Source organism: Mycobacterium sp. 29Ha (assembly GCF_032883055.1).
GTDB classification, from domain to species: Bacteria; Actinomycetota; Actinomycetes; order Mycobacteriales; family Mycobacteriaceae; genus Mycobacterium; species Mycobacterium gallinarum.
The window spans coordinates 1-15507 of sequence record NZ_JAMQTI010000043.1; the positions used below are offsets into that span (position 1 = coordinate 1).

14 protein-coding genes and 4 pseudogenes are annotated in these 15507 nt (G+C 65.3%); 3 read left to right on the top strand and 15 right to left on the bottom strand.

The genetic code is table 11. The features are described from left to right. A pseudogene (locus M1248_RS32085) lies at positions 1 to 272 on the bottom strand (hypothetical protein); the annotation flags it as partial. 55 nt (positions 273 to 327) lie between these two features. Between M1248_RS32085 and M1248_RS33500 the strand changes: the two are divergent. Beyond that, positions 328 to 411 (top strand): annotated as a pseudogene (locus tag M1248_RS33500) (IS21-like element ISAau2 family helper ATPase IstB); the annotation flags it as partial. Positions 412 to 457: 46 nt separating this feature from the next. Here the strand turns inward: M1248_RS33500 and M1248_RS32090 are convergent. Beyond that, positions 458 to 682 (bottom strand): hypothetical protein, encoded by a 225-nt coding sequence (locus M1248_RS32090; protein ID WP_317150779.1) that lies wholly within the window; start codon positions 680 to 682, stop codon positions 458 to 460. Between the two features lie 88 nt (positions 683 to 770). On the opposite strand from M1248_RS32090, the pseudogene M1248_RS32095 reads away from it, so the two are divergent. Continuing rightward, positions 771 to 1583, top strand: a pseudogene (locus tag M1248_RS32095) (IS481 family transposase); the annotation flags it as partial. Between the two features lie 105 nt (positions 1584 to 1688). Here M1248_RS32095 and M1248_RS32100 read toward each other — a convergent pair. The 13 genes and pseudogenes from M1248_RS32100 to M1248_RS32160 form a co-directional block, all read right to left on the bottom strand. Further along, a complete protein-coding gene (locus M1248_RS32100) occupies positions 1689 to 2435 on the bottom strand; it encodes a transposase (protein WP_317150780.1) in 747 nt (248 codons plus the stop codon). Between the two features lie 23 nt (positions 2436 to 2458). Continuing rightward, positions 2459 to 2748 (bottom strand): annotated as a pseudogene (locus M1248_RS32105) (AAA family ATPase); the annotation flags it as partial. Further along, positions 2745 to 3479 (bottom strand): Mu transposase C-terminal domain-containing protein, encoded by a 735-nt coding sequence (locus M1248_RS32110; protein ID WP_317150781.1) that lies wholly within the window; start codon positions 3477 to 3479, stop codon positions 2745 to 2747. The pseudogene M1248_RS32105 and the gene M1248_RS32110, both read right to left, overlap by 4 nt. A gap of 162 nt (positions 3480 to 3641) precedes the next feature. Beyond that, positions 3642 to 5033: an NADH-quinone oxidoreductase subunit N gene (locus M1248_RS32115; protein WP_317150790.1), complete on the bottom strand. Its 1392-nt coding sequence runs from the start codon at positions 5031 to 5033 to the stop codon at positions 3642 to 3644. 21 nt (positions 5034 to 5054) lie between these two features. Continuing rightward, the gene (locus M1248_RS32120) at positions 5055 to 6545 is read right to left on the bottom strand and encodes an NADH-quinone oxidoreductase subunit M (protein ID WP_317150782.1); all 1491 of its coding nucleotides are present in this window, start codon (positions 6543 to 6545) and stop codon (positions 5055 to 5057) included. 4 nt (positions 6546 to 6549) lie between these two features. Further along, entirely contained in the window at positions 6550 to 8397 is a 1848-nt protein-coding gene (locus M1248_RS32125) for a proton-conducting transporter membrane subunit (protein ID WP_317150783.1), read from the bottom strand. A gap of 8 nt (positions 8398 to 8405) precedes the next feature. Next, entirely contained in the window at positions 8406 to 8708 is a 303-nt protein-coding gene (locus M1248_RS32130) for an NADH-quinone oxidoreductase subunit NuoK (protein ID WP_115327237.1), read from the bottom strand. Then, positions 8705 to 9268, bottom strand: coding sequence for an NADH-quinone oxidoreductase subunit J (locus M1248_RS32135; RefSeq protein WP_317150784.1), 564 nt, complete (start codon positions 9266 to 9268; stop codon positions 8705 to 8707). The genes M1248_RS32130 and M1248_RS32135 overlap by 4 nt, the downstream gene beginning before the upstream one ends. A 6-nt stretch (positions 9269 to 9274) precedes the next feature. Next, complete coding sequence (locus M1248_RS32140) at positions 9275 to 10204, bottom strand: complex I subunit 1 family protein (protein WP_317150785.1); 930 nt, start codon at positions 10202 to 10204, stop codon at positions 9275 to 9277. Further along, positions 10197 to 11543, bottom strand: a complete 1347-nt coding sequence (locus M1248_RS32145; protein WP_317150786.1) for a hypothetical protein — start codon at positions 11541 to 11543, stop codon at positions 10197 to 10199. The genes M1248_RS32140 and M1248_RS32145 overlap by 8 nt, the downstream gene beginning before the upstream one ends. Next, the gene (locus M1248_RS32150; RefSeq protein WP_061007124.1) at positions 11534 to 11878 is read right to left on the bottom strand and encodes an NADH-quinone oxidoreductase subunit A; all 345 of its coding nucleotides are present in this window, start codon (positions 11876 to 11878) and stop codon (positions 11534 to 11536) included. Before M1248_RS32150 ends, M1248_RS32145 begins: the two co-directional genes overlap by 10 nt. A gap of 428 nt (positions 11879 to 12306) precedes the next feature. Further along, positions 12307 to 12675, bottom strand: coding sequence for a hypothetical protein (locus M1248_RS32155; RefSeq protein WP_162563693.1), 369 nt, complete (start codon positions 12673 to 12675; stop codon positions 12307 to 12309). Positions 12676 to 12770: 95 nt separating this feature from the next. Continuing rightward, positions 12771 to 13661 (bottom strand): alpha/beta fold hydrolase, encoded by an 891-nt coding sequence (locus tag M1248_RS32160; protein ID WP_061007126.1) that lies wholly within the window; start codon positions 13659 to 13661, stop codon positions 12771 to 12773. Positions 13662 to 14082: 421 nt separating this feature from the next. Between M1248_RS32160 and M1248_RS32165 the strand changes: the two genes are divergently transcribed. Continuing rightward, a complete protein-coding gene (locus M1248_RS32165) occupies positions 14083 to 15504 on the top strand; it encodes a SagB family peptide dehydrogenase (protein WP_317150787.1) in 1422 nt (473 codons plus the stop codon). Positions 15505 to 15507 lie beyond the last annotated feature (3 nt).

The following is a 15507-nucleotide window of genomic DNA, read 5'->3' on the forward strand; positions in this document are numbered from 1 at the left end:
GCGGTCCGATGATGGACCACCCCGGACTTACACAGATGGAATGACACGCCCCCGATCGGATCACCCTTCTCATAGCCCAGGTGATCGGTCAGCTCAGCGGTCAGCCCGCGCTCCAGAACGGCTTTGACCATCTCGGGCAGAAACCCGCCCTCGCCGGTCAACTGCAACTGACCCGCGTCGATCTTGGCCAGCACATCGTCCAACACACCCGCGGACTTCAACGCCTCCATGGCATCAGCGCCCGACATCGGTTCGTCAGTGGTCACATCCATCGATACTGCTCCATTCATCAGGAGCCACCGCTACACAAACCATCTGACACGCCCCGAAGTCATCTCCCTCAAAGGCGACAGCTACCGACTCAAAGACCGCGACCTCGGCCGAGTCCCCGCCGCCAAAACCAACGACTAAATCGCGAACCGCTCTGTCGTTAAAAGAAGCTCAAGCCTCTTCAGCATCAGATGCCGTCCAGGCGCCCCTCCAGTCTGGCTTGATCCAGCCATGCCAGAAACGACGGCAACCGCTTGTCGTCGGAGAACGGGTCACTTTCTACCGGCAAATTATCGAGCAGACCTGGCCACTTCATCCTGGCGGCGTTGTAGTAAGCCTGCCCCTCTCGTTGCGCAGGCTCACCTCGCCGCACCTCACTCACCAAATCCAGATACTCGCCGATCGTGTCCACTACACCATCTTTCAACCCGACAAACCCGCCCGCCAACCCAGAAAACCACACAGCACGAAACCAGCGGCAGATCCACTAGGCCGGGTCAGTTTTCGATCGGAATTCCCGGGTCAGGATTGAACCGGAGTTGACACGGCGGACGCCATCAGAGGTCGAATCCGCCGTCGTAGCGCTGCGTCTTTCTTCCCGACGTGGCCAGCAATTCATCGCCGACGAACTCGGAATGTCGGCTCGCACTGTCAGCACGATCTTGCGTCGCCACCAGCTGCCCTATCTGCGCGACTGCGACCCACTCACTGGACAGCCCATTCGGGCATCGAAGCTCACCTCAGTCCGCTATGAACGGGCGCGGCCCGGCGAACTAATCCATATAGATGTCAAGAAGATTGGGAGAATCCCCGATGGTGGCGGGTGGAAGGCTCGTGGTCGTCCAATGAGTCAGACCAACGCCCACAAGCGAGCCAAAATCGGATACGACTACGTCCACTCAGCCATCGACGATCATTCGAGACTGGCCTACTCCGAAATCCTGCCCGACGAGAAGGGGCCCACCTGTGCGGGCTTCCTCCAACGAGCAGTCGAGCACTTCCGGGCCAACGGCCTCGAACACATTGAGCGGATCATGACCGACAACGCCTGGGCCTACCGATGGTCACTGCGCGAAGTTGTCGCGACTCTGGGAGCACGTCAGATCTTCATCCGGCCACATTGCCCGTGGCAGAACGGCAAGGCCGAACGATTCAACCGAACACTGCAGAGCGAATGGGCCTACCACGAAGTATTCGAAACCAACGATGCCCGATGCGCCGCCCTTACCCCCTGGCTTGAGTACTACAACAATCAACGACGCCACTCAGCCATCGGAGGCAAACCCCCGATCAGCCGACTGTCACAAACCTGACTGCCGGGCGGTACACCTAGACTGCGCCTCTCTGTGTCAAGAGGCCGCTGTCCGTGAGTTGTAGGGTGGCTGGTGGTGGGCCCGGGAAGTGACTTGTCCGAAGCGTCAGTGTGCGGGGTTTGAGCTGGCCGCGCTGGACGATAGAGCCGCCCCCGAGTGTCCTCCCGGGCCCGCCTCCAAGCTGTCTGCGTCGTGGCGGAGTTGTCGGTAGACGACGTCGGATAGCCGTCGTTTGAGGCATCGCATCGCTTCCTTGTGGCCCTTGCCGTCGGTTCGCTTCCGCAGGTAGTAGGTCCTGCCCGGGGTGTCCTGCCTGATTTGGGTGAGGGCCATGACGTGCAGGCAGAGGTTGAGTTGACGATCGCCTGCACGCGAGAGCCTGTGGCGGACAACATCTCCGGAAGACACATCGATCGGGGCGGTACCGGTGTAGGTGGCGAACGCGGCGGCAGAGCGGAAACGATCGATCGTGCCGACCCGGCCTAGGATCTTGCCCGCGGTCAACGAGCCGATACCGCATAGATCGGTCAGAGCGGTGCCGGATTCGGTGACTGCGGCCTGTATGTCAGCGGCGGCTTTGGTGATGCGGCGGTCCAGCTGGCGGACCTCGGCAACGAGGTCGCCGGCCAGGTTTCGCAGGGTTTTGCCGGCGGCATCGCGAGGGCGGATCCCGCGCAGGAGCTCGGCGGCCCGCTCGGCTGTGAGGTCACGTTGGGCGCCGGCGGGGCTGAGGTTGGTGAGCACGACGTGGAGACGGTTCACGGTTTGGGTGCGGGTTTTGACCAGGTCGTCGCGGTGTTCGACGATCGCGCGTAGGGCCGTCACGGTTCCGTCGACCGCTGCAGAGTTCAACCTGGGTGCTGTGAGCGCGGGCGTGCGGTGACGATGTGATGCAGCATGCCGCGGACCCCGACCGAGGGGTTGGGCAGGTAGATGGTCACGTGTCGCGCTGGGTCCAGCGCCGAGGTGGCGGCGCGGATGGCGACGGTCTTGCCGGCGCCGACTTCCCCGGCGATGACCCCGATGGCGTGTTGGTCCACGCACCAGGTGACGCGGGCGACGGCTTCGGCGTGTCCGGGGTGGCGGTGCAGCATCGATGGGGCCAGCCCACCCCGAACGGCATGCGTGTGAAACCGTAATATGATTGCAGGCGTTGAATACTCATGCCGATGTCTCGTTCCGATTGGTGAGGTCCTTGACATCGTCGATGCTGAGCTGCCCGGGAATCTGGGCCTTGTCGCCATTGCCGGCGTCATCGCCGAACAGGGCGTCGTAGCCGATCCGCCGATCGGCGCGGACCTGCTCGTGATGGGTCTGGGCGGTCAACGTCAAGTAGTGGATCCCCGTCGCCGGGGGCGAGGGTCGTTCCGGCACTTCGGCTCTGGCCTTCGGACGAACGTGGCGGGTGATGTTGTGCGGTAGCGCTTTCCCGTACCCCTTGTTTTGATGGCGGACCTCCACGGTTTCCATGTCGAACGGCGAGAACACCAACTCGACCTTGCGCCCCACCAGCGCGGCATCGACTTGGAAGACGTTGCCGTGCAACGACACCGTCGCAGTCTTGGTCACCATCCGAAATTCTGACCACAGGAACGCCTCGGTCAGATCGGTTGCCGTGGGCATCGCCGGAGTCCGCCCGAGCCGCGTCCAGCCGGCATTCCACCGATCCAGCAGGGATTGGCCGGTCTCGGTGTGGGTGCGGCGGTGGTACTCGGTTTCGATCCAGGCCGTCAGCAGCCGGTTGAGTTCCAGCAGCGCGGCGCGCTGATCGGTGCCGGCTGCGGTGAGATCCTCGGCGGCGGTGTCGGTGACCTCGACGAGGAACTGCTCGCGCACGGTGCGGAATAATCGTTCGAACTTGCCGCGGCCCTGCGGCCGGTGCGGGGCCGAATGCACCCACCGAATCCCCAGTTTCGCGCATGCCCGCAACAAGTCCAGCGGTCTACCGGCACCATGTAGCGCCTCGTCGCATGGGCGGTAGTGTCCTTGTCCCGCAATGACTTCCGGACACCTCCCGGTCGTATCGCAGCGCGAAACCTGCACGCATGACGATGCGGCTCAGCTGACTAGTTGCCAAACCGGCCCGGCGATGATGCCCAGAAGGAGGCTGAGCGCGGCGGCCAACACTGCGGCGCGGGCGGGCCAATGCTGTACTTCTGATCGGTCGATCTCGTCGGCCTGATGCAGGCTCGCGAAGGTAGGGATGATCCAGCGCAGGTAGTAGAACAGGCTGATCAGCGTATTGACGAACACGACGACGGCCAACCACGCGTAACGGCCGTCCCAGGCCGCGGCGGCGGTGGTGACTTTGCCGATGAACACCGCGGTCGGCGGGGTGCCCACCAGACCGAGTAGCGACACGACCAACGCGCCGGCCAGCCACGGGCGGGTTCGGGCCAAGCCGCGGTAAGAATTGAGATCACGGCGCCCCGGCAGCGCCGCGGTCACTGCGAACGCAGCGATGTTGGTGACGGTATAGCCGCCCAGATAAAACAGCAGCGACGGCAGAGCCAACTCGCTGCTGCCCGCGACGGTGATCGGCACGAGAAGATACCCGACCTGGCTGACCGTGGACCAGCCCAGCAGCCGACGTGGGTCGTTCTGCCAGTAGGCGGCCAGGTTCCCCAATGTCATGCTGGCGACGGCGAATACGGCGATCAATACGGGCCAGGCCAGGGTGTCGGGCAGGGCAGTGGTGAAGCGATACAGCGCCACTAGTGCCCCGATCTTGGGCACGGTGGTCAGAAACGTCGCCGCGGTTACGTTGGCGCCCTGCGCGGCGTCGGGCACCCAGAAGTGTGCCGGCACACCGCCGGCCTCAAACATCAGGCCCGCCAGCACCCCGACTACTCCGGCGGCGACCGCCACCGCCGGAGCGCCGCCCAGGGCCATGGCGAGCTGCGGGTAACGCGTGGTGCCGGTGAGGCCGTAAAGAATCGTGACGCCCAGCATCAGCAGGATCCCGAACAACGCACCCATGAGATAGGCCTTCATGGCTGCCTCTGCTGCGACAGCCGAGCGCACCAACCCGACCAGCCCGTAGAGCGGGATGCTGGCCAGAAAGTATCCGGCCACCAACAGCAACAGGTCCTCTGCCCCGGCCAAGACCAGGACCCCGGTAGACGAAAACATCAGCAGGGCATAGGTTTCGGCTTCCCGCGGGGATGCGCGCATCTCTGCGGCGGCCACCGCCCAGATCAACAACAAGCCGGCCGCGCAGGTGATCCGGGCTACGCCGGTCGCGGTGTCGACGGAAAACGCGCCCTCGAAAGCCATTTGATCCGGCCCGGCCATCTGCACGACTGCGACGCCGATGACGCTCACTTGCGTCGCGGCCGCCATGACGCCGACCCACCACTGCCGCTGCCGGTGCAGAAAGGAGCCCGCGATCAGCGCGACCAGACCGGCGCCGAACATGAGCATCTCCGGCGCCATCAGCAGCGGCCGCATTGCCGCCTCCGGATTCACGGCCTATCTCCCGAGGAGCGCGACGAGTGCGGCGGCGGCCGGTTCGATCAAATCCAGCAACGGTCGGGGCACTAGCCCGATGGCCACACTGAGCACGAGAAGCATTGACACCGAAGCGGTCTCATGGACCCGCAGATCGGTGAAGCCGACCGAAAGCCCACGTGTTGGGCCGGTGAAGACGCGTTGCAGGGCGCGCAGAAACAGCGCGGCGGTAATCAGAATGCCGGGTAGGGCCAGCGCCGTGACGGGTGCGGCGGCGATGCTGCCGGCGAAGATCTGGAATTCGGCGATGAAACCGGAAAAGCCCGGCAGTCCGAGTGATGCGAATGCGCCCACGGCGAACAGCGCAGCTAGTTTGGGCGCCGAGCCGGCCAGGCCGCCGTAGGAGTCCATGTCGTAGCTTTCCGCTCGGTCATAGAACACCCCGGCGAGCAGAAACAAGGCGGCCGTGATCAGGCCGTGGCTGACCATCTGGGTGACGGCACCGACCACCGCGACCTCCCGCGCGTCGGCGGTACCGGCCGTGATCAGGCCGGCGGCGCCGACCGCCATCACGATGTAGCCCATGTGGTTGACCGAGGTGTAGGCGATCATGCGTTTGAGGTCGTTTTGGGCCAGCGCGACCAGCGCCCCGTACAGGACCGATATGACGCCGACGGCGATGATCGGCCACGCCCAATCGCGCCATGCCTGCGGCAGCATCGGCATCGCGACCCGGACGAATCCGTAGGTGCCCATTTTCAGCAGCACCCCGGCCAGCACCGCCGACCCGACCGCGGGCGCGTCGGTGTGCGCCGGCGGCAGCCAGGTATGGAACGGCACCGTGGGCGTTTTGACCGCCAGCCCCAGCAGGATCGCGGCCAGCACCAAGCCGCCCGCCAGCGGGCTGCCGGCCAACGGTGTGGTGGCGGCCAGTTCCACCATGTCGAAGGTGTGCGGGTCGGCGGCAATGTAGAGGCCGATGAAGCCGACCAGCAGCGCCAGCGATCCCAGGAATGTGTAGAGGAAGAACTTCAGCGCCGAGCGGGCCGCGTCGCCGTGTCCCCAGCCGGCAATGACGAAGTACATCGCCACGATCGACAGGTCGAAGAAGACGAAGAACAAGATCAGATCGGCAGCAACGAACAATCCAAGGCTGACGCTTTGCAGGAAGAGGAACAAGGCGGCCTGTAGCCGGGGCCGGTCCTCGTTGCGCAGCCCGTAGATGGCGCATGCCAGGAAGATCACCGCGGTCATCACCACCAGCGGCAGCGACAAACCATCGACGCCGACGTGGTAGCTGCTGTTGACGCCGGGGATCCAGGGGACCTGCTCCTCGAACGCCAGCTCATTGATCCCCGGCGCGTCGTATCGAGCCCACACCACCACGACGAGCGCGACGTCGACCACGGTGACGGCCACCCACATCAGGTTGGCGGCGCGTCCGCCCAGCCGGGGCGCAGCCAGCAGCGCCACCGCGGCGGCCAGCGGTAAGAACACGATCACAGTCAGCACGACGTCACCTCACCATCACCATGAGCACGAAGCCGGCGAGCAGCAGCACTCCGGCGGCCAAGTAGTAATGATGCAGCTGGCCGGTTTGGGGTCGGCGCGCCAGCTGGCCGAACCGCCCGACCCGCGCGGCCACCGCGTCGACGGCGCGATCCACTGCACCGGTGTCGGTCTGAGCCGCCCGGCGCGCCGCACGCAACACGGCGCTCGCGGTGGCGTCGACCGCCATGTCGAGTACCTTGTCATCGAATCGGGCGGCCACCCGGGCGGCGCCCATGGTCGGGGCCACGACCAGCAGATGCGCGCCGCGCTGAAGCCCCAGCCACGATGCGGCCCACCGTGGTTCGGGCACACCCCAACGGGCCACCGCTACCATCAGGACCAGGGCAAGGGCGGCCGAACCGACAAGCTCGGCCACGCCCGGATGCGAGATCGGCTGGTCGCCGTCGAGGGCGCGCGCGACGATCGAGCCCAGCGGGGGCAGGGCCAGCGCGCCCGCGATTACCGCCCCCACAGCGAGGACCACAAGCGGCGCCTGCTCGAGGGTGGTGAGCCGACGTGGCGCGCCTCGGGGCGGCGCGGCCTGTGCGGGGGCGGTGCCGTCAGTCGACGGCTTGGCCCAGATCACCACCAGCATCTTGGCCGCATAGGCCGCCGACAGCGCCGAGGCGAGTAATCCCAGCCCGTACAACGCGGGGGAGTGCTGCGCTGCGGCGGTCAACACAGCGTCCTTGGTGGCCCACAACGACAGCGGCGCTATCCCGGCCAGCGTGAGTGCCGCGATGGTGGCCGACCACCCGACAACCCGCCAACGCCGCGCCACACCGCCGAGGTCGTCCAGACGCTGGGTGCCCAGCAGCGACAACCACACGCCGGCGGCGAGGAACAGTCCGGCCTTCGTGGCGGCGTGGGCAACCAGATGCGCGGCGCCGCCGCCGACGGCAGCCACACCGGCGGCCATCACCACGAATCCCAGCTGGGCTGCCGTTGACGCGGCGAGCAGCTGCTTGATGTCGCGCTGGGCCACCGCGACCGCGCCGAGCACCACCGCGGTGAGCACGCCTACCCACGCGGCCGCGGTCGCGGCCCAGCCGGTGGCGGCCAGCAGGTGTTGCGTCCGCAACAACAAATAGCCGCCCATCGCCACCATCGCCGCTGAATGCAGCAGGGCGCTGACCGGGCTGGGGCCCGACATCGCCCGCGAGAGCCAGAACGAGAACGGCAGCTGCGCGGCTTTCCCGAGCGCGGCCACGAGCACCCCGAGCGCGATGACATCGCGCCACCCGCCCCGGGCGTCGGAGAAACTGCTCAGCGCCATCCCCGCGCCGCCGGCCAGCGCGGCGCCCGCGGCCAGATACAAACCCAGATCAGCGGTGCGCGTGGTCACGAAGGCGGTCAAACCATCCGATACCCGGTATTGCTCGCGCCACCAAAACCCGATCAGGGCGTACGACGCTGCCCCCATCACTTCCCATCCCAGCAGCAGCGCGGGCAGGGTCGCAGCGGTCACCGTCAGGATGGCGGCGGCGGCGAATACCAGCATCAACCCGTGAAAGCGGCCCCGCGCCTCGCGGATGTTTCCGGCGGAGAACATCAACACCAGCAGAGTCACGGTGGTGACCGCGGGTAGTACTGTCCCGGCGAGTGCGTCGACCCGAAGGCCAAACGGCGCACCCGCCATGAAGGCAACCTGCACCGACGGCCGCGCCACCGACACGATCACCGACACCGCGACGCACCCGAGCGCGGTGGCCAACGAGATCACTTCGGTCCACCGATTGTCACGGCGGGAGATCAACAAGACGACTCCCACTGCGGCAGGTGTAGCGACCAGCAGCCACAGCAGCGCTGACATCACGGGGCTCATCCGGAGAGGTCGGCTGCCGTGTCGGTCATGTCGGCGCGACGCTCGCGGTGCAGCGCCGTGGCTATGGCGAATCCCATCGCCATCTCCACCGTCATGGCGGCGATGACCACCAGCAGCAACACCTGGCCGCTAGGTGCCGGCATGATGAACCACCAAAACCCCGCGGCGGCAAGGATGATCGCGTTGATCATCAACTCCAAGCCCATCATCACCATCACCACGACTTGCTGGGACAGCGCACCGTAGAGCCCGACACTGAACACCGCTGCGGCTACGAGCAACACCGTTTGTAAGGTCACCGGCCCACCCCTCCGGGTTGCGGGTCGTGTCCGGGGCGGTGTGTGAGGTCATCGCCGAAACGGTCGTAGCGGGTACGGGCGGCCGCCAACACGATCCCGGCCACGATCGTGGCGACCATGACCGGGCTGATCACCGCCATGGTGAGCATGTGCGGACCCATCAGCTCCTCGCCGAGCGCCATCGTGACGTCCCGCGCCGGCTCGCCTTGCCGGGCGGGCCAGTCGATCAGCAGAATCCCGCAAGCCAAAAACACAAAGGTGGCCGCGGCGGCGACCAGTGCGCGCCGGTTGTCGTGAACCATGCTCATCGGCATCAGCGCGGGGTTCATGCCCATGAACATGACCATGTAGACCGCCATTACCGCCATCTCCATCACCATCATCAAGATGGTGACCACGCCGATGTAGTTCTGCTGCAACAGCAGAACTACTACGCCAACCGCGATGAACGAGGCCGCCAGCGCATACGTGGCCCGCGCCATCGAATCGACCCAGAACACCGCGGCCCCGGCAGCGACGGCGATGACGGCGAGCAGCCAGAACACGATATGGACGATCATTGTGCGTCAACTCCTCCAGATGGCGATGACCGCCACCACTAGGTCTTGCATCAACACGGCGGGTAGTAGCACGACCCAGCCGATCTCCATGAACTTGTCGGGTCGCAGCGCGGGCACCGCTCGGCGCAGCCAAACCAACAGGCTAAGCAGCGCAATGGTTTTGACGACCGACCACGTCCAGTCGGGCAGCAGAGGTCCGGCGCCGCCGCCGAGGAACATCGGCACGGCGAACGCCGCGCCAGCCACCAGAACGGCGTAGCGACCTGCAACAAACACCAGCCGGTCAACCCCGGACAGCTCCCCGGTCACGCCACCGGCGATGTCAGTTCCCAGTGCCGGCGCGAAGGGGCCCCACACCGAAAACGCCAAGACACCAAGGCAATACGCCACGAATGCGACCGGCATCCAGACCACGAACCACAAATCGTGCTGGGCGCTGGCCACGTCGCCGACCCGCAGGCTACCCGCGGCGATGGCGGGCGCGACGAGAGCGAACATCAACGGCAGTTCATAACCCAGCGCGTGAGCTAGGAACCGGTAGCCGCCGATCAGTGAATACACCGAATTGGGACCCCAGCCGGCCAGCCACACCACCGCCCACATCATCACGTCCACGGCGTTGACCCACATCACGCCGACATCAAGGTCCAGCAGCGTCCAGTGCCCCAGCGGCACGACGACGATCATCAGCGAAGCGACCACGGCCGGGCCAATACACCCGATGCGCCACAGCAACGCGTCGGCGGCCACGAGTGTTCGACGACGCTGACGCATCAGGCGGGCCGCCTCGAACAGCGGCGCGGCCACCGCACCGCCCCCACCGTGGGGTCGTGCGGACAGTGTGCTGTCCAGGCTGGCCGCGAACAGGGCAAGCACCGCCAGCAGGGCAGCGGCCCCTAGCGCCCACGCGCCATCGACTGTTGTCACCTCAGGCATGCTGACCCAGCTGTCCGGCGGACGTGTCGATACCTAATCCGGCGATCACCAGGCGTGCCGTGGCGAGATCGAGACCCTCGACCAGGGCGGGCAGCATGTGCTCGATGGCGCTCCACTGCACGTGCAGCGGGGGTGTCTCCGCTTCGTGGTGAATCAGTCTTTGCACCACGTCGAGCCGGGTGAGCAGCCGATCGTAGGTATCCCCGGCCAGTCCAGTCGGCAGCTCGTAGGTGTGGACGTCGTCGACGGCGACCGGGGCCAGACCGCGCAGCGCCCACCGCAGCACTCGCGAGCGGTGTATGAGAGAGGCTAAGGAAGCAATCTGTTTGCGGGCAGTCGCGTCATCGGTTGGCTTGTCCAACAGCGTTTTTCGTAACCGTCGTGCACGGGCGACGGCGCGCGGCCAACCGGCCAGCATCAACAGGTCCACGAGATAGTCGGTGTGGCGGGCGGCCTGCATCCACCTGCTTGGGGATGACGGCGGTTGCTCGTCGCGGGCGGCACCCATCGTCTGAGCTTCGGCGGCGGTGATGACATCGCCCTGCAGAACGCAACGCAGCACCAGCCCGGCCGGCCAGTACGCCAGGAACGGACCCAGCCGCACATGGAGCTCGTCCATCTCCAAGCCGTCGCGGTCCTCACCACCTTGGGCGAGTGCGATTCCGGCCGGGGCCATATCCATATCGCCGTGGTCCATGTGGTGACCGTCGTGCCCCATGTCGTGACCGGCGTGTGCAGTGTCCTCAGGGTGTTGTGCGTGGCTGCCGTCGTGGTGTTGGTGTGCGCCGTGGTCGACGGCCGCCCCGCTTGGCTTGTCGGAATGTTCCTGCACGGAGCTGTCGGGCGGCGGTGCGTTGCCGTGCTCCATGTGGTGCGCGACATCGTGGCCTGCCTCGGGCCGGCCGCCGTCCCCAGGGCGGCCATGTCCGGCGGCGCCAGCAGGCATGTGATGGTTCTCGGAGCCCGCGCCGTGATCTCGTACAGGCACGGCTGACCGTTCACGCTCCGCGGCATCCGCGCGTTGCCGTGCGACGTCGATCAGGACACCGGCTGCACGGTCCAGTTCGGCGCTCGCCGACGACATATCTGCGATATCGACACAGGCCCGGGGGCCCGGCACCTGGTCCCAGATGCGATCGATGAGGTCGACGAATTCGTCGTCGGCTGCTCCGCAGACCGCCAAGATGTCGGCGTCGGCCGGCGAGAGGGCTTGATGCCATCCGCGATCGGCCATCATGTCCTGCACCCCGGCGCGAAGAGCCCAATTCCCCGGTACCTCGGCGATGAACACGTGCGCCCGCCGGCTCGCGAGCAGGGTCAGCCATCGGGTCAGGTCCACCGCAGCGCACCCTCCCGCCACGCCCAGACGATGGCTACGAGCAGTGCGGCCAGGAAGAGAAACATCTCGATGACGGCGGTGGCGCCCATCTCACTGACAACCACAGCCCAGGGATACATGAACAGCATTTCGACGTCGAAGGCCAAAAACACCAGCGTGGCCAGGTACCAGCGGACGTGGTAGCGCGACAGCGCGTGTTCCTCGGGCGCCCATCCAGATTGGAACGGCAGCGAAATCAACGCCGTAGCAGACACCGCCGTAAGTCGATGCGCACCATACAAACTTGCGAGGCCGACGACAGCGATCAGCACGGTCCAGGTCAACCCGGCGTACATAGCCCCGACCTCCCTGCGTCCTATGCCCACGCTCGGCGCGGGCGGTTCCTACGCGTCCTCTAGACGTACCCCGTAGGGGTATTTTCCGCAAGGGCGCCGCTGATCCACCGGGGAACCGCTCATGTCAGCACCTCAGGGCCGCCGACGCCGCCCCGGGTCTCCGACGATCGTAGGATAGGCCAGTCTGCCAACGGGCGAAACGAACTCGAACGTGCCGCCCCTACGTGACGGCATCCTGTCCAGGGCACATCCCACCGCGAGAACAGCGTCGATGGCGCACACAGCATGTGCACGAAGGCGATTGGGCATCGGTTCTCCCACCGGTGATGCATCTCCATCAGGTCTACTATTCGTGTACGTAGACTGTAGGCCCGCATGCGTGGACGGCGGCGCGCAGGGCCCTCGCGCCGAAGGGGGACCCCAATGGATCATTTGCTCCTTACGACCGCGCTGGTCTGGCCGATTAATATGGGCGCGATGACGTTTTGCGCGGCATCGAGTACGCGCCGGTCCTTCGAGGCCGCCGACGATCTGGCCTGCTGGCGCGCCGAGATCCAGACCAAGGTCGATGTACGGGTCGCCGCGCAAACCCGGCCCCACCTCGGATCCGAACCGGCGGGTCTGACAATCAAAGCACCGGGAGCTGAGGTCGGCTCCAGTCGAATCTTGCGCAGCTTCTTCAGCAACTGCTCACCGACACCGATGGAAGCGGCCGCATGAGGGACCGGCCGGCCCGTTTCGGTCACCACGCGCGCAGCCTGCTCCCGAAACTCCAGAGTATTAGACTCGCGCGACATGCGCGCATCCTTCCCGCGGGACCAGCACCCAGTCAGGTACACCATCAGGGTCAACCCCCAGCATCGCGCGACGCTCGTAGCGACGGGTCCGATCGTTACGCTGCACCACGCGGGTCGTCGGGTGCCAGCTCGCGCCGGTAGCCGGCGATTCGGATGATCTCGTCAGCGACTAGTAGTGGTTCGGTGACGACCACTTGATGATTCGACCGCGTCGCCTCGACGTGACGCGCATCCAAACGCGCTGCCGCCCGACGGTGCGCCCCCAAGAACGCCTTACGGATGGACCTGTCGAAGATCGTCGACCTCATCCCTGAGATGACAGTGATCGGGGTGTCTCCGAGGATTGGCGGATTACGCCGCAGACTTTGCAGACCCTGGATGAAGAACCGTTCCTCCTCGTCGGCCGCCTGGACGGCACGCACGGTGAGATCTTCGGTAACCAGATCGTGCACCACGTCCGCAGGCATGCCCGGCATGGCCCGCCGGACGGCCAGCGGTAGCAGGCGCAGACGCCGCAGGACACCGAGCGCCCACCGGCCGGCCAGCACGATCATCCGCAGGTGTTTGAGCGACGACCCGCAGCAGACGTCGAGATGCTCGTCAGCGTGGTCGACGAGGACCAGCCCTGCGATCCGGCACGGATTCGCGGCTGCAGCAGCAAGGGCGATCGTTCCGCCGTAGCTGTGCCCGGCTAGGACGTACGGGGCCGCATCCAGCGCTGACAGCAGCTGGTTGAGGTCATCGGCGATGCGGTCCAGCGTGCGTGTTTCACGGTCGTCGTCACTGCGCCCCAGGTTGGCCCGGTCATAAACGACGGTCCGGAATCGTTGCGCCACAAGCGGCTGCACGAGTCCCCACTCCGATCGCGAAGCGCCTAAACCCGATTCGAACACCACAGTCGGGCTGCCAGCGCCTGCCGTCATGTAGTGCAGCTTGCGCCCGTCGGGTAGGCGGACAAAGTGACTGTTGCCTAGGGTGTGTATCACCTATCTCCTTCCAGAACTCACCGGCCCACGGGTTGGTCGGTAACCAGACTGTTGCCATAGATTTGGTAACCCATGCGATGATCGCACCGACGATCAACAGCCCGAGTCCGAGATCACGCGGGATCGCCGCGCACTCCCGCAACCATTCGAACTGGCGCCGGATACCCCAATTCAAACCCATACCTCGTTGGCTATAGGCCAACCGGTCCGCGTCGGTAGCCCAGCTCGAACGTTATCACCGGCGCGCCGGGCACCCACAGTGCAGCGATCGCGGCGACGGCTGAATTGGCGATCACCGACCGTGCGGGTATTCGCCGTCACGCGGCGTAGGGTCTTTGGCCTTGGCAGCCGCAGTTTACGTACAAGAGGGACTTGGCGTTACAGCTTCCGCTTGATTTACGCTGAGACTTGGCGCGCGGCGATGCAATTCGAGAACGGAAGGGCTTTCGGGTTGGCGTACATCAGATATCCTGACGAGACGACATTGGCCTTGGCTTTGGGCGTCACCTGCGTGACCACTCCCGCCGGGGCGGTGCTGTTGAATCCTCCTCGCAGTGAGAGGCTTACGCGCTTGACCGCTGGTCAGCTACAGGCGCTCAAGACTCTCAACGTCGGGGGGGCAACGGTGGCGGAGCTGTTTCGATCAGAAAATGGAAGCGATATGGGCGCATTGTTGGATCGCCTCATCGCCGGCGGCTGGTTGACGGTCACTGTGCGCGAGGGAGAGAAGCCTCTATACTCGATACAGCCGTTCGGACAACCCGCACCGCGGCCGACCGCACCGCCTCAATCTGTCGTAATGTCGAAATTCGCTGTGCTGCATCGGAACTCAGAGGGCTTTATCCTCGAGCATGCCTTGGCGTGGTGCGATCTGTGCATCTATGACCCACGTCTGCTCGTTTTGCTCGACGGACCATCGACACGCGTTTCTGACTTGCCTCTTGCAGTGACGTCGCAATTCTTAGAGGACCTGCGTTGGTGCGGCATCCTTGCTGCCTACGGTGACGAGGACTCCAGATTTGAAACCGTCAGCTGGAGCGCCCCGGATGTGTGGTTTCACCGCCGCAGCACGCTCGGTGAGCGCATCGTCACATGGGAGCATTTTGGTCCGACCAAGTGGGCGAAGGACCGATTCCCGCAGCCCCGGGCACGCCGGGCGAACTATTCAGGTGAATCGATCATCCTGCCCGTTCCCGACCTGACGGTGAAACGGAGTCAAGACCCCTCCCTGATGGCCGTGATCGAAGATCGAGTCTCGACAAGGTCATTCGACGACGGCGATCCAATCAGCGTTGAACAACTGGCGGAGTTGCTATACCGCACAGCACGGACAAGGAGCGTCCAGCCGGTCGGTGAGGGCGAGGAACTCCTGTCACGGCCATATCCTTCCGGCGGCGGCCTCTATGAGCTGGAACTCTATCCGGTGGTGCGAAATGTCGCCGGACTCGAACCCGGCATGTACCACTACGATTCGTTCGACCACGTGCTCTGCCCAGTGGCCGCCGCGGATTCACGGGCGGTGTTACAGCTATTGAAACCGGCTTCAGCGACTCTGGCTGGAGGCGCCGAGCCGCAAGTGCTCGTCGTCATGGCCGCGCGCACCGGGCGCGTGATGTGGACCTACGAGCAGGTCTCCTACGCCATCATTCTGAAAAATGTCGGTGTCCTCATGCAGACGATCTATCTGGCTGCTACCGCGATGGGTCTTGGTGCGTGCGCTCAGGGATTCAGTGATACCGCCGCGTTCGTCGCGGCCACCGGGGTCGATGAGTTACAAGAGTGCAGCGTCGGCAGCATCGTTGTCGGCTCGCCCGCCGAAAGTCAGCCGCCGAGCCGGTCCTGAAAC

Excerpts from the sequence above, each read along its gene's own strand:
- M1248_RS32115 (WP_317150790.1), bottom strand. The coding sequence starts at position 5,033 with ATGCGGCCGCTGCTGATGGCGCCGGAGATGCTCATGTTCGGCGCCGGT.
- M1248_RS32125 (WP_317150783.1), bottom strand. The coding sequence starts at position 8,397 with ATGTCAGCGCTGCTGTGGCTGCTGGTCGCTACACCTGCCGCAGTGGGA.
- M1248_RS32135 (WP_317150784.1), bottom strand. The coding sequence starts at position 9,268 with ATGATCGTCCATATCGTGTTCTGGCTGCTCGCCGTCATCGCCGTCGCT.
- M1248_RS32140 (WP_317150785.1), bottom strand. The coding sequence starts at position 10,204 with ATGCCTGAGGTGACAACAGTCGATGGCGCGTGGGCGCTAGGGGCCGCT.
- M1248_RS32150 (WP_061007124.1), bottom strand. The coding sequence starts at position 11,878 with ATGTACGCCGGGTTGACCTGGACCGTGCTGATCGCTGTCGTCGGCCTC.
- M1248_RS32155 (WP_162563693.1), bottom strand. The coding sequence starts at position 12,675 with ATGTCGCGCGAGTCTAATACTCTGGAGTTTCGGGAGCAGGCTGCGCGC.
- M1248_RS32165 (WP_317150787.1), top strand. The coding sequence starts at position 14,083 with ATGCAATTCGAGAACGGAAGGGCTTTCGGGTTGGCGTACATCAGATAT.